The sequence below is a fragment of the Nocardia sp. NPDC052001 genome (assembly GCF_040680615.1).
GTDB lineage: Bacteria > Actinomycetota > Actinomycetes > Mycobacteriales > Mycobacteriaceae > Nocardia.
In genome coordinates this window covers 815,568-838,983 of the sequence record NZ_JBFAXC010000001.1, presented here as the reverse complement: position 1 = coordinate 838,983, position 23,416 = coordinate 815,568, and the positions used below count along the sequence as shown (strand labels likewise).

The 23,416-nt window shown below is 67.2% G+C and carries 28 protein-coding genes; 6 read left to right on the top strand and 22 right to left on the bottom strand.

Translation table 11 applies throughout. The annotated features are described in order from the left end of the window. The first annotated feature begins 21 nt into the window (after positions 1-21). The 4 genes from AB0L82_RS04010 (at position 22) to AB0L82_RS03995 (ending at position 2,215) form a co-directional block, all read left to right on the top strand. The gene (locus AB0L82_RS04010; protein WP_364630650.1) at positions 22-906 is read left to right on the top strand and encodes an NmrA/HSCARG family protein; all 885 of its coding nucleotides are present in this window, start codon (positions 22-24) and stop codon (positions 904-906) included. A gap of 9 nt (positions 907-915) precedes the next feature. Then, positions 916-1,443: a cupin domain-containing protein gene (locus AB0L82_RS04005; protein ID WP_364630648.1), complete on the top strand. Its 528-nt coding sequence runs from the start codon at positions 916-918 to the stop codon at positions 1,441-1,443. A gap of 78 nt (positions 1,444-1,521) precedes the next feature. Beyond that, positions 1,522-1,896: a hypothetical protein gene (locus tag AB0L82_RS04000; protein ID WP_364630645.1), complete on the top strand. Its 375-nt coding sequence runs from the start codon at positions 1,522-1,524 to the stop codon at positions 1,894-1,896. Between the two features lie 4 nt (positions 1,897-1,900). Then, positions 1,901-2,215: a hypothetical protein gene (locus AB0L82_RS03995; RefSeq protein WP_364630642.1), complete on the top strand. Its 315-nt coding sequence runs from the start codon at positions 1,901-1,903 to the stop codon at positions 2,213-2,215. Between the two features lie 87 nt (positions 2,216-2,302). Here the strand turns inward: AB0L82_RS03995 and tsf are convergent, their stop codons facing one another. The 4 genes from tsf to AB0L82_RS03975 form a co-directional block, all read right to left on the bottom strand. After that, positions 2,303-3,127 carry a translation elongation factor Ts gene (tsf, locus tag AB0L82_RS03990; protein ID WP_364630639.1) on the bottom strand — a complete coding sequence of 275 codons (825 nt, stop codon included), beginning with the start codon at positions 3,125-3,127 and terminating at the stop codon, positions 2,303-2,305. 103 nt (positions 3,128-3,230) lie between these two features. Beyond that, positions 3,231-4,094, bottom strand: coding sequence for a 30S ribosomal protein S2 (gene rpsB, locus AB0L82_RS03985; RefSeq protein ID WP_364630636.1), 864 nt, complete (start codon positions 4,092-4,094; stop codon positions 3,231-3,233). A 226-nt stretch (positions 4,095-4,320) separates the two neighbouring features. Beyond that, positions 4,321-4,650 carry a DUF202 domain-containing protein gene (locus tag AB0L82_RS03980; RefSeq protein ID WP_364630633.1) on the bottom strand — a complete coding sequence of 110 codons (330 nt, stop codon included), beginning with the start codon at positions 4,648-4,650 and terminating at the stop codon, positions 4,321-4,323. Next, entirely contained in the window at positions 4,647-5,081 is a 435-nt protein-coding gene (locus AB0L82_RS03975) for a DUF202 domain-containing protein (protein WP_364630631.1), read from the bottom strand. The genes AB0L82_RS03980 and AB0L82_RS03975 overlap by 4 nt, the downstream gene beginning before the upstream one ends. Before the next feature lie 156 nt (positions 5,082-5,237). Here AB0L82_RS03975 and AB0L82_RS03970 point away from each other — a divergent pair, with 156 nt between their 5' ends. Together AB0L82_RS03970 and AB0L82_RS03965 are read left to right on the top strand one after the other, a co-directional pair. Continuing rightward, complete coding sequence (locus AB0L82_RS03970) at positions 5,238-5,783, top strand: peptidoglycan DD-metalloendopeptidase family protein (RefSeq protein WP_364630629.1); 546 nt, start codon at positions 5,238-5,240, stop codon at positions 5,781-5,783. A gap of 16 nt (positions 5,784-5,799) precedes the next feature. After that, complete coding sequence (locus tag AB0L82_RS03965; protein WP_364630626.1) at positions 5,800-6,366, top strand: DUF1990 domain-containing protein; 567 nt, start codon at positions 5,800-5,802, stop codon at positions 6,364-6,366. Between the two features lie 102 nt (positions 6,367-6,468). Here AB0L82_RS03965 and AB0L82_RS03960 read toward each other — a convergent pair whose 3' ends face one another. The 18 genes from AB0L82_RS03960 to AB0L82_RS03875 all read right to left on the bottom strand — a co-directional run bounded on the left by AB0L82_RS03960 (position 6,469) and on the right by AB0L82_RS03875 (position 23,300). Further along, on the bottom strand, positions 6,469-7,233 hold the full coding sequence (locus AB0L82_RS03960) for a siderophore-interacting protein (protein WP_364630623.1): 765 nt from the start codon (positions 7,231-7,233) through the stop codon (positions 6,469-6,471). A gap of 84 nt (positions 7,234-7,317) precedes the next feature. Continuing rightward, positions 7,318-8,118, bottom strand: coding sequence for an N-formylglutamate amidohydrolase (locus AB0L82_RS03955; protein WP_364630620.1), 801 nt, complete (start codon positions 8,116-8,118; stop codon positions 7,318-7,320). Positions 8,119-8,266: 148 nt separating this feature from the next. After that, positions 8,267-9,190 carry a tyrosine recombinase XerC gene (locus AB0L82_RS03950; RefSeq protein ID WP_364630617.1) on the bottom strand — a complete coding sequence of 308 codons (924 nt, stop codon included), beginning with the start codon at positions 9,188-9,190 and terminating at the stop codon, positions 8,267-8,269. Positions 9,191-9,279: 89 nt separating this feature from the next. Further along, entirely contained in the window at positions 9,280-10,554 is a 1,275-nt protein-coding gene (gene dprA, locus AB0L82_RS03945) for a DNA-processing protein DprA (protein ID WP_364630614.1), read from the bottom strand. 149 nt (positions 10,555-10,703) lie between these two features. Continuing rightward, positions 10,704-12,212, bottom strand: a complete 1,509-nt coding sequence (locus AB0L82_RS03940) for a YifB family Mg chelatase-like AAA ATPase (protein ID WP_364630611.1) — start codon at positions 12,210-12,212, stop codon at positions 10,704-10,706. A gap of 1 nt (position 12,213) precedes the next feature. Continuing rightward, on the bottom strand, positions 12,214-12,573 hold the full coding sequence (locus AB0L82_RS03935) for a YraN family protein (RefSeq protein WP_364630608.1): 360 nt from the start codon (positions 12,571-12,573) through the stop codon (positions 12,214-12,216). 85 nt (positions 12,574-12,658) lie between these two features. Beyond that, positions 12,659-12,964, bottom strand: coding sequence for a DUF2469 domain-containing protein (locus tag AB0L82_RS03930; RefSeq protein WP_067514125.1), 306 nt, complete (start codon positions 12,962-12,964; stop codon positions 12,659-12,661). A 43-nt stretch (positions 12,965-13,007) separates the two neighbouring features. After that, positions 13,008-13,745: a ribonuclease HII gene (locus tag AB0L82_RS03925; protein ID WP_364632760.1), complete on the bottom strand. Its 738-nt coding sequence runs from the start codon at positions 13,743-13,745 to the stop codon at positions 13,008-13,010. A gap of 31 nt (positions 13,746-13,776) precedes the next feature. Then, a complete protein-coding gene (gene lepB / locus AB0L82_RS03920) occupies positions 13,777-14,451 on the bottom strand; it encodes a signal peptidase I (RefSeq protein WP_364632758.1) in 675 nt (224 codons plus the stop codon). 191 nt (positions 14,452-14,642) lie between these two features. Next, positions 14,643-14,984, bottom strand: a complete 342-nt coding sequence (gene rplS / locus AB0L82_RS03915; protein WP_364630604.1) for a 50S ribosomal protein L19 — start codon at positions 14,982-14,984, stop codon at positions 14,643-14,645. A gap of 221 nt (positions 14,985-15,205) precedes the next feature. Further along, positions 15,206-16,873 carry a thiamine pyrophosphate-binding protein gene (locus AB0L82_RS03910; RefSeq protein WP_364630601.1) on the bottom strand — a complete coding sequence of 556 codons (1,668 nt, stop codon included), beginning with the start codon at positions 16,871-16,873 and terminating at the stop codon, positions 15,206-15,208. Between the two features lie 23 nt (positions 16,874-16,896). After that, positions 16,897-17,766 carry a hypothetical protein gene (locus AB0L82_RS03905; RefSeq protein ID WP_364630597.1) on the bottom strand — a complete coding sequence of 290 codons (870 nt, stop codon included), beginning with the start codon at positions 17,764-17,766 and terminating at the stop codon, positions 16,897-16,899. 310 nt (positions 17,767-18,076) lie between these two features. Further along, positions 18,077-20,431, bottom strand: a complete 2,355-nt coding sequence (locus AB0L82_RS03900) for a Tex family protein (protein WP_364632756.1) — start codon at positions 20,429-20,431, stop codon at positions 18,077-18,079. A gap of 189 nt (positions 20,432-20,620) precedes the next feature. Next, positions 20,621-21,310: a tRNA (guanosine(37)-N1)-methyltransferase TrmD gene (trmD, locus tag AB0L82_RS03895; RefSeq protein WP_364632754.1), complete on the bottom strand. Its 690-nt coding sequence runs from the start codon at positions 21,308-21,310 to the stop codon at positions 20,621-20,623. 5 nt (positions 21,311-21,315) lie between these two features. Further along, entirely contained in the window at positions 21,316-21,855 is a 540-nt protein-coding gene (gene rimM, locus AB0L82_RS03890) for a ribosome maturation factor RimM (protein ID WP_364630594.1), read from the bottom strand. After that, a complete protein-coding gene (locus AB0L82_RS03885; RefSeq protein WP_067574801.1) occupies positions 21,856-22,098 on the bottom strand; it encodes an RNA-binding protein in 243 nt (80 codons plus the stop codon). Next, positions 22,098-22,544 carry a 30S ribosomal protein S16 gene (gene rpsP, locus AB0L82_RS03880; protein ID WP_364630590.1) on the bottom strand — a complete coding sequence of 149 codons (447 nt, stop codon included), beginning with the start codon at positions 22,542-22,544 and terminating at the stop codon, positions 22,098-22,100. The genes AB0L82_RS03885 and rpsP overlap by 1 nt, the downstream gene beginning before the upstream one ends. Positions 22,545-22,745: 201 nt before the next feature. Next, on the bottom strand, positions 22,746-23,300 hold the full coding sequence (locus tag AB0L82_RS03875; RefSeq protein ID WP_364630587.1) for a dihydrofolate reductase family protein: 555 nt from the start codon (positions 23,298-23,300) through the stop codon (positions 22,746-22,748). Between the last annotated feature and the right edge of the window lie 116 nt (positions 23,301-23,416).

The following is a 23,416-nucleotide window of genomic DNA, read 5'->3' as shown; positions in this document are numbered from 1 at the left end:
AGGGACTCCAGGGAGTACATAATGACCGAGCACACCGCACCGATCCTGGTCATCGGAGCCACCGGCCGCCAGGGCGGGGCCGCCGCCACCGCGCTACTCGAACGGGGTTGGCCGGTAAGGGCTTTCGTCCGCGACCCGGAAGCTCCCAAGGCCGTCGCACTGCGCGCGGCGGGCGCGGAACTGATGGTGGGCGACCTCGACGACGAGGATTCACTACGCAAGGCCATGGACGGCGCGCACGGGGTCTTCCTCATGCTGACCATGATGTCCGGGGTGAACATCAGCCTCGCCGCCGTCGCGGATGAGGAGCGGCGCGGGCGGCGCATCGCCGAATTGGCCGGGGAACTCGGCATCGAGCAGCTGGTGTACAGCTCGCTCAGCGGGGCGGGCACGGACTCCGGTATCGAGTACTACCGGTCCAAGGAGCGCATCGAGGAGCGGATTCGCGAACTCGGACTGCCCGCGACGATTCTGCGCCCGGTGCTGTTCATGGACAATTTCGCCACCTACAACAAGCCCGCCCGCGATGGCGATGACCTGGTGCTGGCCCTCGCGGTGGCCCCGGAGATTCCCATGCCGCTCATCGCCATCGACGATATCGGCCGCTTCGCCGCCATCGCCTTCGACCGGCCCGAGGAGTTCCTCGGCCGCACCCTGGTGCTGGCCGGAGACGTCCTGACACCGCCGCAAATCGCCGAAATCCTCGGCCGCGCAGCCGGATTGACCCCGCGCACGGTACAGATCCCGATCGAGCAGATCCGCGCCTTCGACGAACAGGTCGCCAAGATGTTCGCGCATTTCAATACCCACCCGCACGAATCGGTCGATCTCGACGGGTTACGCGCGGCCCATCCGGACCTGCTCGACCTGAACGGCTGGCTCAGCGCCACCGACTGGAAACTGTGAGGTGACACCGTGACCGACGGACTACTGGCCGGCAACGGCCTCCTGCTACCGCCCGGGGCGGGCTCCAAAGTCCAGCCCACCATGACCCTCAAAGTCGGCGCCGAACGCTCCGACGCCTGGTCCGCCTTCGAAGCCCAGGTCCCACCCGGCTTCGACGTCGGCGCCCACTGGCACGGCCACGCCGAGGAGATCTTCTACATCGTCGAAGGCGAACTCGACCTACTCGCCTTCCACCCCGCCGCCGCCCCAGTCGGCGACTGGACCACCTGGCAAGCCGAAGACGGCACAACCGTATTCCGCGGCGGCCCAGGCTCTTTCATGCACGTCCCAGCGGGCTGCCCGCACGCCTTCCACAACCCGGGCACCACAACAGCCACAATGCTCTTCCTGGTCACCCCGTCAGGCCACGAGAAATACCTCGCCGAACTCAGCGAACTACTCTCCTCCGGCGAAGCCACCCCCGACCTCATCGCCGAATTACGCCTGAAGCACGACATCCACCAGCTCACCGCACTACAGAATCGCCCGGTGTCGTGAAGTCCGGTCCGGCACGAAACTCGAGCCCACATTGCGAAATTCAATCTGAAATGTCAACTGTTCACTAATCTGACGGGCATGAACATCAAGCACCGGGCCGGGGTGGCTCTAGCCGGTCTGACCATGGCGACTGCCCTGACAACCACCGCGGGCCATGCCTCGGCGGATATCCCGCTCACCCCAACCGCCGACACCTCACCCGCAGCCACGGTCGCGGACGCCCCCAGCGGTTCGGGCGCGGGCTCGGCCACCGGCTCGTTCAATCTCCTCGGACCCCTGCTGAACTCCGAAAGCGGCTGGGCCCAAGCCAATCACCTGCCCGACTTCAGTTCGTTCAGCGCCGAGGCAGCGGGAAGTTCTGTCGTGCAGTTGATCTGGCCGCCGATTCTCTCGGCACTGCTTTCGGGCTCGGGCATCTGCACCACCTGCGCCACCAACCACCAGGGCGCGTAATCACATGCAATCCCAACGACGTGTGGTTCGCACCGGCATCGCAGCACTCGCGATCGTCGCGACACTGACCGCGGCTGCGGGAACGGCCGCGGCCGACACCGCACCGATCCCCACCGGAAGCGCACGGTCCACGATGGTTCAGGGCGGCGATGACAAGGGGGCGCTGTTCAACCTGTACGCGTCCGCGGTCAACACCGTCGTGGACTTCGTCTTGTTCCCCGCGCTGATTTTCAACTACTTGGCGACCGGCAGCACCAGCAATTGCAGTACCACCGGGAGCTATGCGGGCACCGGGCGAGACGGCAACATGGGCTGCTGATCAATCGGCGAACCCTGTGGACGGCAAAAGGCCCCTCGCTCATCGAAGGATGATGGGCGAGGGGCCTTTTGGGGTGTGGCAGGCGAATTACGCCTGGCCGACCTCGAAGCGGGAGAAGGCGGTGACAACGGCACCGGCCTCGTCCAGGAGCTGCTTCACGGTCTTCTTGTTGTCGGTGACCGACGGCTGCTCCAGCAGGACGACGTCCTTGTAGAAGCCGTTGACGCGACCTTCGGTGATCTTGGGGAGGGCGGCCTCGGGCTTGCCCTCTTCGCGCGCGGTCGCCTCGGCGATCGAACGCTCCTTCTCGACCAGCTCGGCCGGAACCTCATCGCGGGTCACGTACTTGGCCTTGAGCGCGGCGACCTGCATGGCGGCGGCGCGGGCGGCCTCGGCGGCAGCCTCGCTGTCACCGGTGTACTGCACCAGCACGCCGACGGCGGGGGGCAGATCGGTGGCACGCTTGTGCAGGTAGGTCGCGACCGGGCCGTCGTAGGAGACGACGCGACGCAGTTCGAGCTTCTCGCCGATCTTCGCGGCCAGCTCCTGCACGGCCTGATCGGCGGTCTTGCCGCCCAGGTCGACAGCCTTGAGCGCGTCCAGGTCGGCCGGGCGGGCCTTGGCGGCAGCGGCGACGACCGCGTTGGCCAGTTCCTGGAACTCCGCGTTCTTGGCGACGAAGTCGGTCTCGGAATTGATCTCGATCAGCACGCCGTCAGCGGCGGTGACCAGGCCCTCGGCGGTGGCGCGCTCAGCGCGCTTGCCGACGTCCTTGGCGCCCTTGATGCGCAGGGTCTCGACGGCCTTATCGAAGTCGCCGTCGTTCTCCTCGAGCGCCCGCTTGCAGTCCATCATGCCGGAGCCGGTGAGGTCGCGAAGCTTCTTCACGTCAGCGGCGGTGTAGTTCGCCATGGCGGCGAGCCTCCTCAGTGTGAGTCTGTGGGTTTGTCACACCATGCCGCCCGCTTCCGAACAGGAAGGGGCGGCAGGGTGAACTAACTGCGTGTGACGCGGCTCAGAAATCAGCCGGGGTGGTGGCCGGGGGGACCTCGGCGACAGCGGCCTCGGCCGCGGTCTCGACGGGGGCCTCAGCGGCAGCCTCGGCGGCCGGGGTGGCCGACGACAGCAGTTCCTGCTCCCACTCGGCGAGCGGCTCGCCGGCTTCGGGCTTGGAGTCACCGGCGGCACGCGAGGCACGAGCCTGCACGCCCTCGGCGACTGCGGAAGCCACAACGCGGGTCAGCAGCGCGGCCGAACGGATCGCGTCGTCGTTACCCGGGATCGGGTAGTCGACCAGGTCGGGATCGCAGTTGGTGTCCAGGATCGCGATGACCGGGATGTTCAGCTTGCGAGCCTCACCGACGGCGATGTGCTCCTTGTTGGTGTCGACGACCCAGATGGCCGAGGGAACCTTGGCCATGTCCCGGATGCCGCCGAGGGTGCGCTCGAGCTTGTTCTTCTCACGCGTGAGCATGAGGATTTCCTTCTTGGTGCGACCCTCGAAGCCACCGGTCTGCTCCATGGCCTCGAGCTCCTTCATACGCTGAAGGCGCTTGTGCACGGTGCCGAAGTTGGTGAGCATGCCGCCCAGCCAGCGCTGGTTCACGTAGGGCATGCCGACGCGAGTGGCCTCGGCCGCGATCGACTCCTGGGCCTGCTTCTTGGTACCGACGAAGAGGACGGTGCCACCGTGGGCGACAGTCTCCTTGACGAACTCGTAGGCCTTGTCGATGTAGGTCAGCGTCTGCTGCAGATCGATGATGTAGATGCCGTTGCGGTCGGTGAAGATGAAACGCTTCATCTTCGGGTTCCACCGACGGGTCTGGTGTCCGAAGTGCGCGCCGCTGTCGAGCAGCTGCCTCATTGTTACGACAGGCATGGCCCCGTAACCCTTTCATTGCTGGTTGACGCAGAAATCGGCGATCTCTGCCCTGGCGCCCACAGCCCTCGGAACCCGCCAATGAAAAATCTGGGGGACCAGCCGACGACCCTCGATGTGGGCGCGCGAAGTCGGATTGCGTTCAAGCAAACCGCTGGATCAGTTTACGGTGCCGTCACCCCAGGCCGAAATCGGCCCTAACAGAAGGGGGCTGACCTGGCAATACCTACTTCTCCAGGATCGCATATTCGAGCGCGAGCACGAACGCGACGGCAACCACGCCGCCCACCGCCACGGCGACCGCGGCAATACCGCGATCACCCCTGTCCCACGCACCCTTTCGATGCGAATGCAGCACCTGACCGCGACGCACACACACGGCCGTGACCACCAGCAATGCGATCGTGGCCAGAAACGCCGCCACCGTCACCGGACGCCAATCACTGCTGAACGCGGCCTTGAGGAACAGCACCGCATTGGCCATCGACGCGATCGCGGTGCGCCGCCAGGCCAGGGCGGTGCGCTCGGCGGCCAGACCCGCCTCCGGAGTGGTCACGACAGCAGCAGGCCGATACCAGCGAGCACCGCGATGATCGCGATACCGGCGGCCAGAATCGGGACCATGAGCGTGCGCGGCATCGTGTCACCGCGCTCCATGGCGGACTGCACATGCCGCCAGCGGCCGTACGCGCCCAGCGCGATGATGCCCGCGAGCACGATGCAGCTCATCGCGACGGCCGAGCGGACACCGTGGTGGCGAAAGGGTTTCACCAGTTCGTGCACGGCGACGCCACCGGCGAGCAGCCCCAGGGCGGTGCGCATCCAGGCCAGGAAAGTGCGTTCGTTTGCCAGGGTGAAGCGGTAGTCGAGCTCGGTTTCGCCGACCTCGATGAGCTCTTCGATCCGGGCCTCGGCGGCGGCGATATCGTGGTCGCTCACGGCCGGATCCACGTTCGCGGAATTTCCGGGCGGCTCGGCGGAGCCCATGCCTGTTCTCCTTTTCGCATACGCGGCGGCCTATTCGAAACACCTGGTCCAGCCGGTTTCGAGCATGTCAATCGCGCGGTATTCACATCGCGCGGGCTATCCACATTCGCCATTCACGGTAGTCCGGCGGCGGGCGTGGACGCGCACAGTGAACGCATGCGTCCGCTCGTGTCGATCGTTCTCGCCCGGCTCCCGGTGCGACGGCTCACGCCGATCGCCTTCGGCTGGTTGCCCATACTGCTGATCGGGCCGATCGTCTTCGCGCCCTCGGGCCTCGCCGCGCCGGGCGAATTCGATTGGCCGCTACGGCCGCGGCCGGCGGTCGTGCGCGCCTTCGACAAACCCGAGCGGAATTGGCTGCCCGGGCATCGCGGGGTGGATCTCGCCGGAACGCCCGGCCAGCAGGTGCTCGCGGCGGGCGGGGGAACCATCGCGTTCGCGGGAATCATCGCCGGGAAACCGGTAGTCTCCATCGATCATCCCGGTGGACTGCGCACCACCTACGAACCCGTCACCCCGTCAATCCCATTGGGCCGCACCGTGAATCGCGGCGCGGTCGTGGGCGTACTGAATCGCGGGCACGACGGCTGCCCGGTCGCGGCCTGCCTGCACTGGGGAGCACGCCGCTCCCGTGATTATCTGGACCCGCTGGGCCTGATTCATCGAACGCCCATCCGACTCAAACCACTCGAGGCCAACTGAGGCCAGGATGTAGGACATGCCGCACGAACCCGCCATCATCCCCTTCACCTATCCCGATGTCGGCGCGACAACCGGCGACTTCCCGAAGGGCTATCACCACTTCCGAATGCGCCGCCGCATCGGCACCGGCAGGGCCATGTTCAACCATGCGGCCAGCCAGGTCCTCGAATACGAGATGCAGCGCGGAACAGGGATTTTCGTCGCGGCGGATACCCCCACCGCCGAACCCGGCACCGAGCTCACGGTCCGACTGGGTATCGGCCCGCTGGGAATCACCGCCCCCTGCCGGGTGGTGTACGTCGTGGACGAGCCGAATCGCCGCGGCTTCGCCTACGGCACCCTGCCGGGGCACCCCGAAAGCGGTGAGGAGTTGTTCGCGATCGAATACGACCCGACCGATGAATCGGTGTACGGGGTGATCGCGGCGTTCTCCCGTCCCGGTGCCTGGTACGTCCGTGCGGGCGGGCCGGTGGTCCGGCTCATTCAGCGCTGGTTCGCCTGGCGCTACATCATGACGGTCCGATCCTGTGATCGGGCAGCCAAACGCAAACCGAAGCCGGAGCAGGGAACCACCGCACACTGACCACGGGCCCGGTACCTGGGCCGGGGGCGGCCCCTGAACCCGACCACCCGACTGAACCGGGTAGCACCGAACCAAAGCGCGGAGTGGGGTGGCCTCGTGTAGCTAAACGCCTGCGGGAGCGGACTTCTCAGCCTCGGCGAGGTCGGACTTCCAGCGGCGGAAGCCCTCTTCGGTGCGGCCGCGACGCCAGTACCCGGAGATGGACGACGCCCATTCGGCGGTGATGCCGCGTTCCTTGCGGATGTAGGGACGCAGGTCGTGCATGACCGCTTGGGCTTCACCGTGGATGAAGACCTGGACCTGGCCATCGAGCCAGGGTTCGGCGCGAACCGCGGCCGCCAGGAGTTCGCCCGGGGCGGCGTCGCCACGATGGATCCAGGTCAGCTTCACGCCTTCGGGGTATACGAAGGCGAGTTCGTCGGCGGGACCGGCGATTTCGACGAATACCCGGCCCACCGCGTCGGCGGGGAGCGCGGCACAGGCCGCGGCGATGGCGGGCAGGGCGGAGTCGTCACCGGCGAGCAGATGCCAGTCGGCGTCCGGGCGCGGGGCGTAGGCGCCGCCGGGGCCGAGCAGGTCGATGGTGTCGCCGGGTTCGGCGGCGGCGGCCCAGGGACCGGCCACGCCCTCATCGCCGTGATAGACGAAATCGATGGCGATCTCCTGTGCGGCGGTATCGATCGAGCGCACGGTGTAGGTGCGCATGGTGTCGCCGTCGGGGCCGGGGAAGGCCAGTTTGACGTAGGCATCGGTGAACGCGTTCGGCTCGAACGCGGCAAAGCCCGGTCCGCCGAGGTGGACGCGAATCAGGTGCTCGGACAGGCGAATGGTGTTCTGGACGACAAAGGTTGTGCGGGCGCGAGCCAAGGAGCCACCTCCATTATTAGGATTACCTAACTCAACGTAGCACGGCTGACGATAGCTCGTCGATAGACTTCGATATGGCGTCGATCATGAGAGTTCATCGATCAGCGCGGCCAGCGCGACCGCCAGGCGTTCCAGACCCGCTCCGGGCGGGCCACCGGGTTCGCTCATATAGGTGTCCCGCCTGATTTCCAGCATCAACGCGGCGACGCGCGCATCTGTTCCATACCGGTCCAGGGGTACGTAGGTGCCCGCGAACGGGCTGTTGATGCCCACTCCCCCGAATTCGGCGAAAATCTCGGCGGCGCGGGCTGTCAGCCGCGATGGCGTGTGAAAGTCGTCCGCACCCAAGCAGATCGGCGGGCGAACGCCGTCGCCGTGCAGCTCGTACGGCAGCGGCTCGGCCGGATACGAGTGCACATCGATGATGACGGCCCGGCCGGTGGCCGCGACCCGATCGGCCACCGCGTCGGCCATCGCCCGGGCATAGGGACGGAAGTACTCGCCCAGCAGCGGTTGCGGGTCGAAGTCCGCGGCGCGCAAGGCTTCCCGATGCGTCGTCCTCGTGTAGACCGCGCCCATACCCACCGCGAGCATCTCCTCCCGCTCATCCGGGAAACGCTCCGGGTCGACCACCAGCCGGGACAGCCGATTCACGAACCGCCAGGGCCGAACCGGAGCGAGTCCCGCCGCGATGGCGGCCATCCGCTCGGTATGCGCGTCGGTGATGTGATCCAGTTCGTCCGCGAGCGCCCGCTCGTCGAGCAGGATATCGGCGCGGACGGCGGGCGGGATCACGCGCGAGGAGTGCGGAACATGCAGTATCACCGCCGAATTCGCCGCGCCAGGCAGCAGATCGACCGAGTCGGCAAACCGATGAACAGTCATGCGCGCGAGTGTGCCCGGTCGCACGGTTCCTCGACACGGTCGGCGATCGCGCGGATGGTCGGAGCTGGGCCGTGTACTGCGGCCAGACCGCCAAAGATCGTGCGCCCGAGCGAACCTGGGCCGTACGGCCTCCCGAGAAGATCGGCGGTCATGCGCGGGGGTGGGCTTGATCGTGGGCTTTCTTGAGGCGGTCGATGGAGACGTGGGTGTAGAGCTGGGTGGTGGCGAGGCTGGCGTGGCCGAGGATCTCCTGGACTACGCGCAGGTCCGCGCCGCCCTCGAGGAGGTGGGTGGCGGCGGTGTGACGGAAACCGTGCGGGCCCATATCGGGGGCACCGGGGATCGCGGAAATCACCTCGTGCACAACGGTTCTGGCTTGGCGTTGATCGAGACGACGGCCGCGACGGCCGAGCAGGAGGGCGCGACCGGAATCCGGGATCGCCAGGGCAGCGCGGCCGTAGCGCAGCCACGCGTCCAGGGCTTGATCGGCGGGGAGGCCGAACGGCACCGCGCGCTCCTTGTTGCCCTTGCCGAGTACGCGTACGAGGCGGCGTTCGCGGTCGACGTCGTCGATATCGAGGCCGCACAGTTCGCTCACCCGAATTCCGGTGGCGTACAGCATCTCCACGATCAGGCGGTCCCGAAGAGCCATCGGATCATGCTGTGCGGCACCGGATTCCGCCGCGTCCATGGCTGCCCGCGCCTGCTCCCGGCCGAGCACCGCGGGTAGTACCCGATGCGCCTTGGGCGAGCCCAGCCGCGGTCCGGGATCCACCCCGAGTTTCCCGGTATGCGTCAGCCAAGCCGTGAAAGTGCGGGCCGAGGATGTCCGTCGCGCCATGGTGGTGCGGGCCGCACCGCCCGCCGACTGTTCCGCCAGCCAGGACCGCAACAGCGCCAGATCCACTTCCGCCACACCGGAATCCGCCGATCGCGCCACCAAATGCTCCAGCAGCGATCGCGCATCCCCCGAATAGGCCCGCACCGTATGCTCCGACCGATTCCGCCCCAGCCGCAGATGCCGCCCGTACTCGGTCAGCAAGGCCTCCAAATCCTCGGGCAGTCCACTCATCCCCCCACGTTCACCCTCCCCCTCCCGCAAAGCAAGTTCCCGCGCCGCCGTCGCCGTAGGGCCCAGGTGCCATCGTGCCTCGACGCTGTTCAACGATGCCGATCGTGTTCGGCCACTATCGCCTGCGCACCGACCGGCGCGGACTGGTTCAGGCGGTACCAACCGGAGTCGTCACAGGCCACCAGCCCGGAAATCTCCAGACCGGACAGCGTCGCCCGGACCGCGGGCATCGAGAGACCGGTCTCCGCGACCAATGACCGCGGCACCCGCGACCCGACCGCGGGCAGCGCCGCGTAGATCAGCGCCTCCTCATCGGACAGATTGTCCTCCGGCGCGGACGGCACCTTCCCCGGCAGTGAAAGCCGCAGCGGCCCAGCCTCATCGAGAATGTCCGCCGCGCTGGTGGCCAGAAACGCCTCCCCCTCCCGAATCATGCGATGACACCCCACCGAAGCCGCGGAGGTGATCGGCCCCGGCACCGCCAACGCCGGACGCCCAAGCCGCCGAGTCCATTTCACGGTATTGCGCGCCCCACTGCGCGCCCCCGCCTCCACCACGACCACGGTGTCCGCCAACGCCGCGATAAGTCGATTCCGCGCCAGGAAATGATGCTTACGCGCACCGGTCCCGGGCGGATATTCGCTGACCACCAGCCCCGTGGCAGCAATCTCGGCCAGCAGATGATCGTGCTGGACCGGATACGGCCGATCCACCCCGCACCCCAGCACCGCGATCGTGCACCCGCCCACCGCGAGCGCCGCCCGATGCGCCATCCCATCGATCCCGAAGGCCGCCCCCGACACCACCGTCCACCCCCGCACCGCGAGCTCCCCTGCGATCTCCCCCGTCGCGTGATTCCCATACCCGGTGCTGCACCGCGCACCAACGACGGCCACGGCCCGCTCGGTGCACTCCAACAGGGAACGCGGCCCCCGCGCCCACAACACCAGCGGCACAGCGGCCGCCTCATCCTGCTCGGGATCCAACTGCCGCAACCCCAGCATCCGCCACGCCGGCCACTCCGCGTCATCCGGCGTAATCACCCGTCCCCCAAGCCGATCCATCAACGCCAGATCCGCCTCGGCCTGCTCGATCCCCCGCCGCGCTTCGGTGGGCCCGCGCAACACTTCCGGCAACGCACACGTACGCACCGCCCGAGCCGCCTCCATCACCCCCACCGACTCGATCAGCGAACTCAGTGCCGCGCATGGTCCTTCGACCACTCGAGACAGGTAGACCCACGCCAGACGCCGCTCATCCGGATCACCGCCGGGAGTCGCGGTGGCAGTGGCGTTGCGAGTACCGGCGGCGACCGTCGCCACGGTCGTGGCATCCGTGGCCCTCGCCGCCGCTTCCGTGGTCATTCGAGTGTCGGTCGCAGCCAGCGGCGCAGACGCCGCACCGTGATCACCTTCGACCTCGGACTCCATCGCGCCGGATTCGCCTGCGGAGCAGCGTGATTCAGACGAGGACCGCGCTCCGCGCCCGGTCGTCTCATCGGGCCGATAACCGGTCATGCGGCACCTCGCTGGCGGAAGTTCAAGGCTTGCAGGATGTCCTGGGCGGTGGGGAGATCGCCGCCGCGTAAGTCGCAGACGGTCCAGGCGACTCTGATGGCACGGTCCGCGCCGCGGGCGGACATGCGGCCGTGGCGGAGGGCGTTTTCGACGGGGGCGAGGGCCTCGCGGGGGAGGCGGAATTTCTGGCGCAGGATGTGGCCCGGGACTTCGGCATTGGTGGATAAACCCAGGGCCGACCAGCGTTCGGCGGCGGCATCGCGGGCAACGGCCACCCGTGCTCGAACAGCCTCGCTGCTTTCGACTTCCTCCCCGCTGAACGCGCCCGCGGATTGGGCATGCATTTGAACTGCCAGGTCTATGCGGTCCAGCAATGGTCCCGAGAGCTTGCCGAGATAGCGACGGCGGGCCAAAGGGGCGCAGATGCAGTCGATATCGCGGGCGGGGGCGCAGGGGCACGGGTTCGCCGCCAGGACCAGTTGGAATCTGGCCGGATAGCGGGCCACGCCATCGCGGCGGGCTATGCGAACTTCGCCCTCCTCCAAGGGAGTTCGCAGCGCCTCCAGAACCTTGGTTCCGATCTCGGCGCATTCGTCGAGGAACAGGACGCCGCGATGGGCGCAGCTGGCCGCTCCCGGGCGGGCCGAGCCCGAGCCGCCGCCGATCATGGCCGCGACCGAGGACGAGTGGTGCGGCGCGACGAAGGGCGGGGAGAAGATCAGCGGGTGATCGTCGGAGAGGATGCCCGCCACCGAGTGGATGGCCGTCACCTCCAGGGACTCGCGTTCGCGCAGCGGTGGCAGCAGGCCCGGAAGGCGTTGGGCCAGCATGGTTTTGCCTATGCCCGGCGGACCCGTCAGGAGCAGGTGGTGGCCGCCGGCGGCGGCCACCTCCAATGCCCAGCGGGCTTCGTCCTGGCCGACCACCTCGCGCAGATCGCCCACGGGTGGCAGCAGCGGTGGCGAGGCGGGTGCGGGCAGGGCCAGGTCGAAGGTGCCGCGCAGCCAATCCAGCAGTTCACCGAGGGTGGACGCGCCCAGCACCCGGATACCGTCCACCAGCCCGGCCTCGGGCAAGGCCGCCGTCGGCACCACGACGGTGGCGCGACCGGCGGTTCGGGCGGCCAGGACCGCGGGCAGGATGCCGCGCACGCGGCGCACCCGGCCATCCAGGGCCAGTTCGCCCAGCAGCACCGTATCGGCCAGCCGATGCGCCGGAATGGTGCCCGCCGCGTCCAGCACGGCGGCGGCCAGAGCCAGGTCATAGACCGAGCCCACCTTGGGCAGGGTCGCCGGTGACAGGGCCAGCACGACCCGCCCGTCCGGCCACTTCTCCCCCGTATTGCTGACCGCCGCGCGCACCCGATCCCGGGATTCCTGCAGTGTCGTATCGGGCCGCCCGACCAGATGCACCGAGGGCAACCCCTGGCCGATATCGGCCTCGATCTCCACCAGGGTTCCGTCCACCCCGGCCACCGCCACGGAAAACGCTCTCCCCAAAGGCATCTCAGAACACCGCCTTGAGGTGTTCGATCACCGGTTCGGTACCGGGCCGCATCAGCACCGACACCACATCGAACCGGACCCGCCGCCACGGCCCCTGCTGTTCGTGCAGCCACAGTAGGGCCAGCCGCCGGATGCGCTGCTGTTTGAGAAAGGTGACCGCCTCGGCGGGCGGGCCGAAGGCGCGACTGCGCCGCGTTTTCACCTCGACGAAGGCGGTGATCCCCGCATCGTCCCGCCCGATCAGATCCAGTTCCCCGTACCGGCATCGCCAATTGCGGGCAACGATCTCCATCCCGGCGGCGCTCAGATACCGCGCCGCCAACTCCTCCCCATGCGCTCCGAGCGCGAGACTGTCTCCCATTCAGCCAGCATGGCCGGGCCCATGACGGACCCGGCCATGCCGACCTGCGGAAACAGACTGCCTGTGGATGCCGAAAGGCTGTGGATTACTCCGGAAGCCGCAGGTCAGGCTTCTCCAGCTCTTCGATATTGACATCTTTGAAGGTGATGACGCGAACATGCTTCACGAAGCGAGCGGGCCGGTACATATCCCAGACCCACGCATCGGACATGCGCACCTCGAAGTACACCTCGCCATCGGCGTTCTGCGGCCGCAGCTCGACCGTATTTGCCAGGTAGAAGCGGCGCTCGGTCTCCACCACATATGAGAACTGGCCGACGATGTCCTTGTACTCGCGATATAGCGAGAGTTCCATCTCGGTTTCGTACTTCTCGAGATCCTCGGCGCTCATCGGGTGGAACGTCCTCCTTGTCGCCCAACTGGGTGTACGGACATCATCCCGCATACGCGGTATCGGTAGCCACCCGGCCGGTCTCCCGCACATTGCGCCAGGACCGCCGGTGCTCACTGGTGATGCCCAACCGCCGCAGGGCCTCGGTGTGTTCGGGCGTGTTGTAGCCCTTGTGACCGGCGAAACCATAGCCGGGGAATTGCTCGTCGAGCTGGACCATCATGCGGTCCCGGGTGACCTTGGCGAGCACGCTCGCCGCGGCGATACAGGCCGCCGTCGCGTCGCCGCCGATCACCGGCAGCGACGGCACCGGTAGCCCGGGCACCCGGAACCCATCGGTGAGAACGTACCCGGGGGTCGGGTCCAGTCCGGCCACCGCACGCCGCATGCCTTCGATATTGGCGACGTGAATACCGATGGAGTCGATCTCCCAGGCCGGGATGACGATCACCTTCCAGGCCAGCGCGACCCGCTTGATGATCGGGAACAGCTCCTCGCGCGCGGCCTCGGTGAGCTTCTTGGAGTCATCGAGCCCGGACAGCGAGGTGTACGCCTTGGGTGCGAGCAGACAGGCCGCCACCACCAGCGGTCCGGCGGACGGACCCCGGCCCGCCTCGTCGACGCCCGCGACCGGACCCAGTCCGCTGCGGATCAGCGCCGCTTCGAGAGTGCGTAGCCCGCCCGCGCGCCGCATGACGACGCGCGGCGGCCAATCACCGCGTTCGATCGGCTGAATCTTCTTGCCGCCGCGCGTTTTGCGCGCCACGCCACCGTTCGCCATCTTCCCCACCGGTCGATTATCCCGCTCGAGCTCAGTTGGTCTGCGGGTCTTGCGACTTCACGAATCCGATCCGGCCCAGCGGCCAGATCTTGTAGACCGCCTTACCGCGCACATCGTCCACGGGCACGGTGCCCTGCAGTTCATCACGCATGTGATAGCGCGAGTCGGCGGATTCGGCGCGGTTGTCGCCCATCACCCACAGATTGCCGTTCGGCACCTTGATCGGGCCGAACGCGCGGCCGCCGGCGTTGAACGGGACATCCGGGTGCTCGGGATCGAATTTGTTGTTGAACTTCACGTACGGCTCGTCGAGTGGCTTGCCGTCCACCAGGATTCGGCCCTGCGCGTCACAGCACTGCACGGTCTGCCCGCCGGTCGCGATGACCCGCTTGACCAGATCGTTCTCATCCGGCGGCACCAGGCCGAAGAACGAGAAGAAGTTCTGCACCCCGCGCATCACGGTGTTCTTCGAGCGGATGGAGGTGTAGTGCTTGTTCCAGTCGTCGGTCGGGCCGACGAACACCACCACGTCACCCGGTTTGGGATCACCGAAGTAGTAGCTCAGCTTCTGCACGTAGATGCGGTCGCCGGTACAGCCCGCGCAGCCGTGCAGGGTGGGTTCCATCGACTGCGACGGAATCACATACGGCCGTCCGATGAATGTCACCACCAGCGCCGTGATGACCGCGGCGATGCCGATGAGCATCGGCAGTTCCTGCCAGAACGGCCGCTGCTTCTTCTTCGGCTCGGTCGTCGGCGCATCCGCTGCCCGACCGCTGTCGTCCGCACCGGACACCGTCACCGACTCGCTCTCGTCTGCCACCGGAACAGAGTAGCCCGGCACCGCGAAGAACCATGCGGTGCCGGGCTACTCGGCGTTCGGAGCGAAAAGCTATATCAGCGCTTTTCCTTGATCTTCGCGGCCTTGCCACGCAGATCGCGCAGGTAGTACAGCTTCGCGCGGCGGACGTCACCACGGGTGACGACCTCGAGGTGATCGATGTTCGGCGAGTGCACCGGGAAGGTGCGCTCCACGCCGACACCGAACGACACCTTGCGCACGGTGAAGGTCTCGCGGATGCCACCGTTCTGGCGGCGGATCACGACGCCCTTGAAGACCTGGATGCGCTCCTTGTTGCCTTCGATAACCTTCACGTGCACGTTCACCGTGTCACCCGGGCGGAACGCCGGGATGTCGGTGCGCAGCGACTTTTCGTCGACGAAGTCGAGGGTGTTCATTTCCGTCCTTATATGGATTCGCGCGAACAGAGGAACCTGGTGGCTACCTGCCCGGAAGGGAGATGCTCTACCGGTTCGTGCTCCGGATATTGGGCGGTGCCCCGGCAGCCGTGTTCAACACTCGAACACGTCCAAGGCAACCTGAGCATTGTGCCAGACGGAACCGCCCGCGCTGTAATCGGGGGTCCACCGCCGAACCGCCTGATCAGCGTACGAGGCGGTCAGGAGCGACTGTTCGCGCGGGTGATGGCCGAGGCGATATCGGATACCAGCGGCGGATAGTCGGTGCGGCCGGTGACCACCTGGAGGAAGACCAGGCAGTCCTGGGCGGCCGCGGCTACCTCCAGGCATTCGCGAAGTTCGCCGACCGTGGTCGCGCGCAGGGTGAGCACCGAATCCTCGTCACCGCCGAAGGCGTGCGGGAGTTCGGACCAGCGCCAGGGCGCGATGTCGTTGTACGGGGCGGCCGGGCCGTGGATGGCGCGTTCGATGGCGTAGCCGTCATTGTCGACCAGCACGATGACACCGGTCAGTCGCTCACGAATCCAGGTGCCGAGTTCCTGGATGGAGAGCTGGGCCGCGCCGTCACCGATCACCAGCACCGCGCGCCGATCCGGACAGGCCAGCCCGGCACCGAGCGCGGCGGGCAGGGCGTAGCCGATGGAACCCCAGAGCGGCTGGCCCATGAAGGTGATACCGCTCGGCATGCGCAGGGTGGCCAGGCCGAAGAAGGCCGAACCCTGGTCCGCGACAACCACATTGTTGTTGTCCAGGGCTCCGGCGATGAGCGGCCACAGGGTCGCCTGGGTGAGCGGGGTGTCACCGGGATCGGTGACGGCGGGGATGACATCGGCGGTGGGGGTGGTCTTGTCGGGGGCCGCGAATTCAGCGGCTAGTTCGGTGAGGATCTCCAGCGCCGCCGGGAGCGAGAGCGGGGCATACGCGTCCACACCACCGATGACCGTGCGCTCCGGGCCGATTTCCATGGTGCGCCGCGCGTCGATGCGATGACTGAATCCGGCGGTGATGCTGTCGGTGTACTGCACGCCGACGGTCACCAATCGCTCGGAATCCTCCACGGCCGCGCGCACGGTCTCGGGTGAGGCCGCACCGGTGTAGACGCCCAGGAAGTTCGGGGTCGATTCATCGACGAGGGTTTTGCCCCAGGCCAGCGTCGCGTACGGCAGATCACCGGCGGCCAGCAAACCGCGCAACTGATCGGTCGCGCCGATGCGATTGACGAAGACGTCGGCGAGCACCGTGACCCGGCGATCGGCCAGGAATTCGCGGGCCGCCGCGGTGAAAGCCGTTCGCGCACCGGCACTGCTGAAGTCGGCGGGCGGGGCCAGCGGCGTGGTCGGCGGACTCACCTCGATGCGCGCGGTATCGGTGGCGAGCATGAGATATCCGGGACGCCGGTGCACCAGTACCGAATTCAGCACCCGATCGATTTCCTGGCACGCATCGGCCGCGCCGAGATCGGCTTGCGCACAGGTCACTTCGGCGGCGATCCGCCGGAAATGATGGAAATCGCCGTCACCGAGCGTGTGATGGATGATGCGGTGATTGGCCTGAATGTCCTTGGCGGGCACGCCGACGATATGTACGACGGGCACGTACTCGGCATAGCTACCGGCGATGGCGTTGACGGCGCTGAGCTCACCGACGCCGTAGGTGGTGACCACCGCGCCGATGCCGCGCAATCGCGCGTACCCGTCCGCGGCGTATCCGGCATTGAGTTCATTGGCGCTGCCGACCCATCGGATACCCGGGTGCTCGACCACGTGATCCAGGAATTGCAGGTTGAAATCGCCTGGGACACCGAATATCTCGGTGACGCCGAGTTCGTGGAGCCGATCGAGCAGGTAATCGCCGACAACGTAGCCCATGCCCAACCCTGGCATGCCGACCGTCAGTCAGCAATCTTTCTGCTACCCAGGTGTGGCGTGGGTAACGGGGCCGACGGGGCCGGAACGACGGTGCGCACCAACTCTTCCTCGGCTGCCCTGCGCACATGCGCGACATCCGGGCTACCCGCGACCAGATCCTGCAGGAAGATCTTGGCCCGGATGACCGGCCGCCGGTATTTGCGTTCGCGCACGATCGCGCGCCGCATGCGGCCGCGGCGGTTGCCGTACCGCCAGCGCGCCCACGGCGCACCCGGACGGCTCAGCCGCAGTGCGCCGACCACCAGCAGGGGCGGGAAGAACATGCCGAACAGGCCGGTCCAAATCTTGCCCTTGGCGATGACGATCGCGGCCAGCAGCAGATTCACCACCGCGAACGCGGCGATCAGGGTGCGCTCGGCGGTCCCGGGATCGCGCCGGAAATCATTGATATCGAGCAGCCACAGCGGATGGAAACCGAGCAGCAGCAAACCGGTGACCGCGACCGCGACGAATACGGCGTCCACCGAAGTGCGGCCCTGCTCTTCCCAATACACATCACGCAGGTAGTAGATGAGTGCGAACTCATCGAGCACCAGGGCCGCGCCGACGCCGAAGACCGCCGCCACCGCGCCGACCACACCGCTGCTGCTGTCGTACAGCGTCACCAGCGTGACGCCCGAACCCAGCACCAGGATCACGCCGAACACCATGTGGTGGATGTGCACATCGCCCGCGCGGACATTGCCGGGCCACCAGCGCACCTGTTTGCGAATGAGCCGCACGCTGATTCGAATCAGGATGAAACCGACGATGAAGCCGAATAGCAGGCAGGCCAGCGGTAGCCGCCCGTTCTCCACTACATCGTGCTCCCACCAGCGGTGCAAACCCTTCATCCCAGTCTCGTCTCCACGATCCGTCGCGCCGGCAAGGTCACGACCGAGCGTAGCGACGCCTCGGGAGTGCCCACGTCAACGCCATTCTGCACCTCGCCGTCGGCCGCTCCGTGAACCCGAACCAACGGGGAACAAGACAAAAGACACCGGCACGGGCGAGCCGGAGCGGTGACCGCCGGGCCGAGGCGCGAGACCGCACAGGCGGTCGACCCCCCGGTGGTCACTTCGCCACGGGGTTCGGACGAGCGCCGATGCGGTGGCGCGGGCTCCCTCTCGGGATTACCCGTGCCACCGCATCTGCGTGCGAGATCTACTTGCCGAAGCCCGCGCGGCGGAGGGCATCGGCCATCGAGCCGCTCGGGGCGGCCTGCGGACGGTTACCGCCGCCCTGGCGTGCGCCGCCGCCCTGACCGCCACGGGCATTGCCGCCTTGGCCGCCGCCCTGGTTGCCACGTGCGCTGACGCCCTGACCGCGCGGGTTGCCGCCACCCTGACGTGCGCCGCCACCCTGGCCACCGCGCGGACGTCCTTCGCCGCGTTCGGGTTTGGGCGCACCGGGCTCATCGTCGAGGCGCAGCGAGAGGCCGATGCGCTGACGCTGCACGTCCACCTCCATGACCTTGACCTTCACGACATCGCCGGATTTGACGACCTCGCGGGGGTCCTTCACGAAGTTGTGGGACATGGCGGAGACGTGCACGAGACCGTCCTGGTGCACGCCGACATCGATGAAGGCACCGAAGGCAGCCACGTTGGTGACCACGCCTTCGAGCACCATGCCGGGCTTGAGATCCGCGACCTTCTCGATGCCAGCGGCGAATTCGGCGGTCTTGAATTCGGGGCGCGGGTCGCGGCCCGGCTTCTCGAGTTCGGCGATGATGTCGGTGACGGTCGGAACACCGAAGCGCTCATCGGTGAAGTCGGCGGGGCGCAGGGCGCGCAATGCCGTGGTGTTGCCGATGAGTTCGTGCATACCGCGACCGCTGGCCTCGAGCATGCGGCGGACCACCGGGTACGCCTCGGGGTGCACCGAGGAGGTGTCCAGCGGATCGTCGCCGCCGCGGATGCGCAGGAAGCCCGCGCACTGTTCGAAAGCCTTGGGGCCCAGGCGCGGCACGCTCAGCAGTGCGGTGCGGCTGCGGAACGGGCCGTTGGCATCGCGGTGCGCCACAATGCTTTCCGCGACCGAGCCGGTGATGCCGGAGACGCGGGACAGCAGCGGTACCGAGGCGGTGTTGACGTCGACGCCGACGGCGTTCACGGCGTCTTCGACGACCGCGCCGAGGGAGCGGGCCAGCAGCGTTTCGGAGATGTCGTGCTGGTACTGACCGACGCCGATGGATTTGGGGTCGATCTTCACGAGCTCGGCCAGCGGGTCCTGGAGGCGGCGCGCGATGGAGACCGCACCGCGCAGCGAGACATCCATATCGGGCAGTTCCACCGAGGCGTAGGCCGAGGCGGAGTACACCGACGCGCCCGCTTCCGAGACCACGATCTTGGTGGGCTTGTTCTCCGGAATGCGCGAGATGAGTTCGGCGGCAAGGGCATCGGTCTCACGGGAGGCGGTGCCGTTGCCGATGGCGATGAGCTCCACCTTGAACCGCGCGACCAGTGCGCCGAGCACGGCCAGGGACTTCTCGGTCTGACCGGTATGCGGGTAGATGACCTCGGTCGCGACGCATTTGCCGGTGGCGTCGACCACGGCGACCTTCACGCCGGTGCGGAAACCCGGGTCCAGGCCCATGGTCGGGCGGGTGCCCGCCGGTGCGGCGAGCAGCAGATCGCGCAGGTTCATGGCGAAGACGTCCACGGCGTCGCGTTCGGCGCTCTGACGCAGGCGCATCCGGATATCGATGCCCAGGCTCACCTGAAGTTTGGTGCGCCAGGCCCAGCGCACGGTGTCCAGCAGCCAGGTGTCGGCGGGGCGGCCCTGTGCGGCGATGCCGAACTTGTGCGCGATGCGGCCCTCGTAGATGGTGCGCTCGCCGGGCTCCGGCTCTTCGGTGTCGGCCTCGAGGTGCAGGGTGAGCACCTCTTCCTTCTCACCGCGCAGCAGCGCCAGGATGCGGTGCGAGGGCAGTTTGGAGAACGGTTCGCTGAATTCGAAGTAGTCGGCGAACTTCGCGCCCGCCTCTTCCTTGCCCGCGCGCACGCTGGAGCTGATCTGCCCGCGATTCCACATGAGTTCGCGCAGTTCACCGACCAGGTCGGCGTCCTCGGCGAAACGCTCCACCAGGATGGACCGCGCGCCGTCGAGCTGTTCGGCGTCGTACTGCGCGGGATCGGTGGCAGGATCGCCGATCAGAGCGTCGGCGACGGGCTCGTGCCCGGCCTCGCGCGCGATCTGCGCCTTGGTGCGCCGCTTGGGCTTGTACGGCAGGTAGATGTCCTCGAGCCGGGCCTTGGTGTCGGCGAGCATGAGCTGCGCGTGCAGCGCGTCGTCGAGTTTGCCCTGGCCTCGGATGGATTCGATGATCGAGCCGCGGCGGTCGTCGAGTTCGCGCAGGTAGTTCAGGCGCTCATCGAGTTGGCGCAGTTGCGCGTCGTCCAGACCGCCGGTGACCTCCTTGCGGTACCGGGCCACGAACGGAACGGTGGAGCCCGCGTCGAGGAGTTCGACGGCGGCACGCACCTGTTCTTCCCGCACCCCCAGCTCGTCGGCGATACGGCGGCCGACACTGGCTAGGCGGACGGTTCCGGTTCCGGTGGAGCTGACGGTGTCTGCGCTGACAGGTTCGGAGGCTATCGTCACGCCCGCAGACACTACCGTCGTGCGGCGACAGGCTCGCACAGTGCCGCACCTAAAACCGATAAAGGCCGCGCCTGAACGGCAACAAAGCGAACTGCGCGAAGATTATTCGCCGTCGGGCGGCAGCAGATCGGGGCGGCGGGCGCGGGTGCGCTCCAGCGACTGTTCGTGACGCCAAGCATCGATCTTGGCGTGATTGCCCGAGAGCAGGATGTCGGGGACGTCGAGTTCGCGCCAGGACACCGGGCGGGTGTAGCTGGGGCCCTCCAGGAGTCCGTCGGAGAACGAATCCTGTTCGTGCGACTGCTTATTGCCGAGCACGCCGGGCATCAAGCGCACCACGGCCTCGGTCATGACGAGCACCGCGGCCTCGCCGCCGATCAATACGTAGTCACCGATGCTGACTTCTTCGACGCGCACGCGCCGGGCGGCGTCCTCGAAGACGCGCTGATCGATACCTTCGTAGCGACCGCACGCGAACACCAAATGCTTTTCGGTGGACCATCTTTCGGCGGTGCGCTGGGTGAACGGCACACCGGCGGGGGTGGGCACCACCAGCAGCGCGTCCTCCGGGCAGACATCATCCAGCGCCGGACCCCACACGGTCGGTTTCATGACCATGCCGGGGCCGCCGCCGTACGGGGTGTCGTCGACGGCCTTGTGCACGTCGTGCGTCCAGTCACGCAGATCGTGTACGCCGACTTCCAGCAGTCCCTTGTCGATTGCCTTGCCCAGCAAGGCCGTTCGCAGCGGCTCCAGATATTCGGGGAAGATCGTGACGACGTCGATTCGCATCGCGCTCACTCCGGATCCAGCAGACCCTCGGGCGGATCGATGACGATCAGAGAATCGGCGATCGATACGGTCGGGACCATCGCATTCACGAAGGGCACCAGGATTTCTCGGCCCGCGGGACCCGGGAAGCCTTCGGCCGCGGTGATCGAAAGCAGTTCTCCCGCAGCGGAATGCAGCACTTCGCGGACCTTGCCCACAACGGTGCCGTCACCCAATCGCACGGTGAGACCTTCGAGTTCGTGATCGTAGTACTCGTCCGAATCCTCCGAGGGCGGCAGATCGGCGGTGTCGATCACGAAGAGCATGCCGCGCAACGCATCCGCGGCTTCACGCGTGACGAGCCCGTCCAGACGCACGAGAAGCCGGCCCGAGTGCTCCCGGGCCGACTCCACTACGTACTTCTGGGTCTGCTTCGCGCGCGGCAGCCGCCCCGACAGGGTGCTGCCGGGCGCGAAACGCAGATCCGGCTCGTCGGTGCGGACCTCTACGACGAGTTCGCCACGCACACCGTGCGATTTGGCGACCCGCCCGACGACGAGTTCCATCTATTGATCCGTGTCGACCACGTCGACGCGAATGCCCTTACCGCCGATACCGGCGACGAGGGTGCGCAGTGCGGTCGCGGTACGTCCACCGCGCCCGATCACCTTGCCCAGATCATCGGGGTGCACATGCACCTCGACGGTCCGGCCACGACGGCTGGTGATCAGCTCGACGTGGACATCGTCCGGATTGGCGACGATGCCGCGAACCAGATGTTCGACGGCATCGGCGACGACGGCCGTCATTACTCGGCAGCCGGGGTCTCGGCAGCCTCGGTGGAAGCCTCGGCGGCCTCCTCCTTCTTGGCGGCCTTCTTCTTCGGGGTGACGGCCTCGGTGGTGGGCTCGCTGTCGGCGGCGGCCAGCGCGGCGTTGAACAGGTCCAGCTTGGACGGCTTGGCGGCCTTGGTCTTCAGGGTGCCCTCGGCGCCCGGCAGACCCTTGAACTTCTGCCAGTCGCCGGTGATCTCCAGCAGACGCTGCACGGGCTCGGTCGGCTGCGCGCCGACACCCAGCCAGTACTGCGCGCGCTCGGAATCGATCTGGATGAGCGAGGGCTCTTCCTTCGGCTGGTAGATGCCGATGGACTCGATCGCGCGGCCGTCACGACGGGTACGGGCATCGGCGACGACGATGCGGTACTGCGGGTTGCGGATCTTGCCCAGACGGGTCAGCTTGATACGAACAGCCATGAGCTGTGCCTTTCGATGGCGGCCTTCCACGCGGGAAAGCCTGAGTGGTCACGGCGCAATTCAGCAGCCCACACGGGGTGGGCCCGGTTTTGCGTTGAGTGTGTGACCGCCGCGCGGAACGTATCCGGAGACGGGCTGCACTGTCCTCGACGAGGACGAGCGACCATTCTGCCAGACGGGGTGCACGCCCCGGAAATCGGGCTAGTCGGTGCGGTAGCGCAGCAGCACGATGCCGGAGCGGAACTGTTTGCTCTCGACCAGCCGCAGCGCGGGCACCTTCGCACCCTCGGGGAACAGTCGCGCACCCTGGCCCAGGACCACCGGATAGACGAACAGCCGGTATTCGTCGACCAGTCCGGCGGCGGTCAGATCATGCACGAGGGTAATGCTGCCGGTGCTGACGATATCTTTTCCGGGCTGCTGCTTGATCGCGCGCACCTCGTCGAGCGAGCGCAGCACGATCGAATTGTTCCAGGCTGGATCGCCCATGGTCCGGGACACCGCGTACTTGCGCATTTCGTTCAACTCGGCGGTGATGCCGGTGTCATCGTCGACCTGTTTGGGCCAGTACTCGCGCATGCCCTCGAAGGTGACCCGCCCGTACAGCACGGCATCGCACGCCTCGGTGTGCTTCATGAGTTCGGCGAGCACATCGTCGAGTTCGCCCTGCTCCCCCGCACCGACGGTGAACCACCCCTGACTCGCGTCGATGACTCCGTCGAGCGTGATGTTCTGTGTGACAACCAGATCCCGCATGATCAACCTCCCTATCGGTGCAAACGCCTATCCAATAGGGACTCCCCGGCCGCCGGGAATTCATCGGTGGCACGAATCAGCCCACCGGAGCCCGCGCGACTCCGATGGGCTGTCCG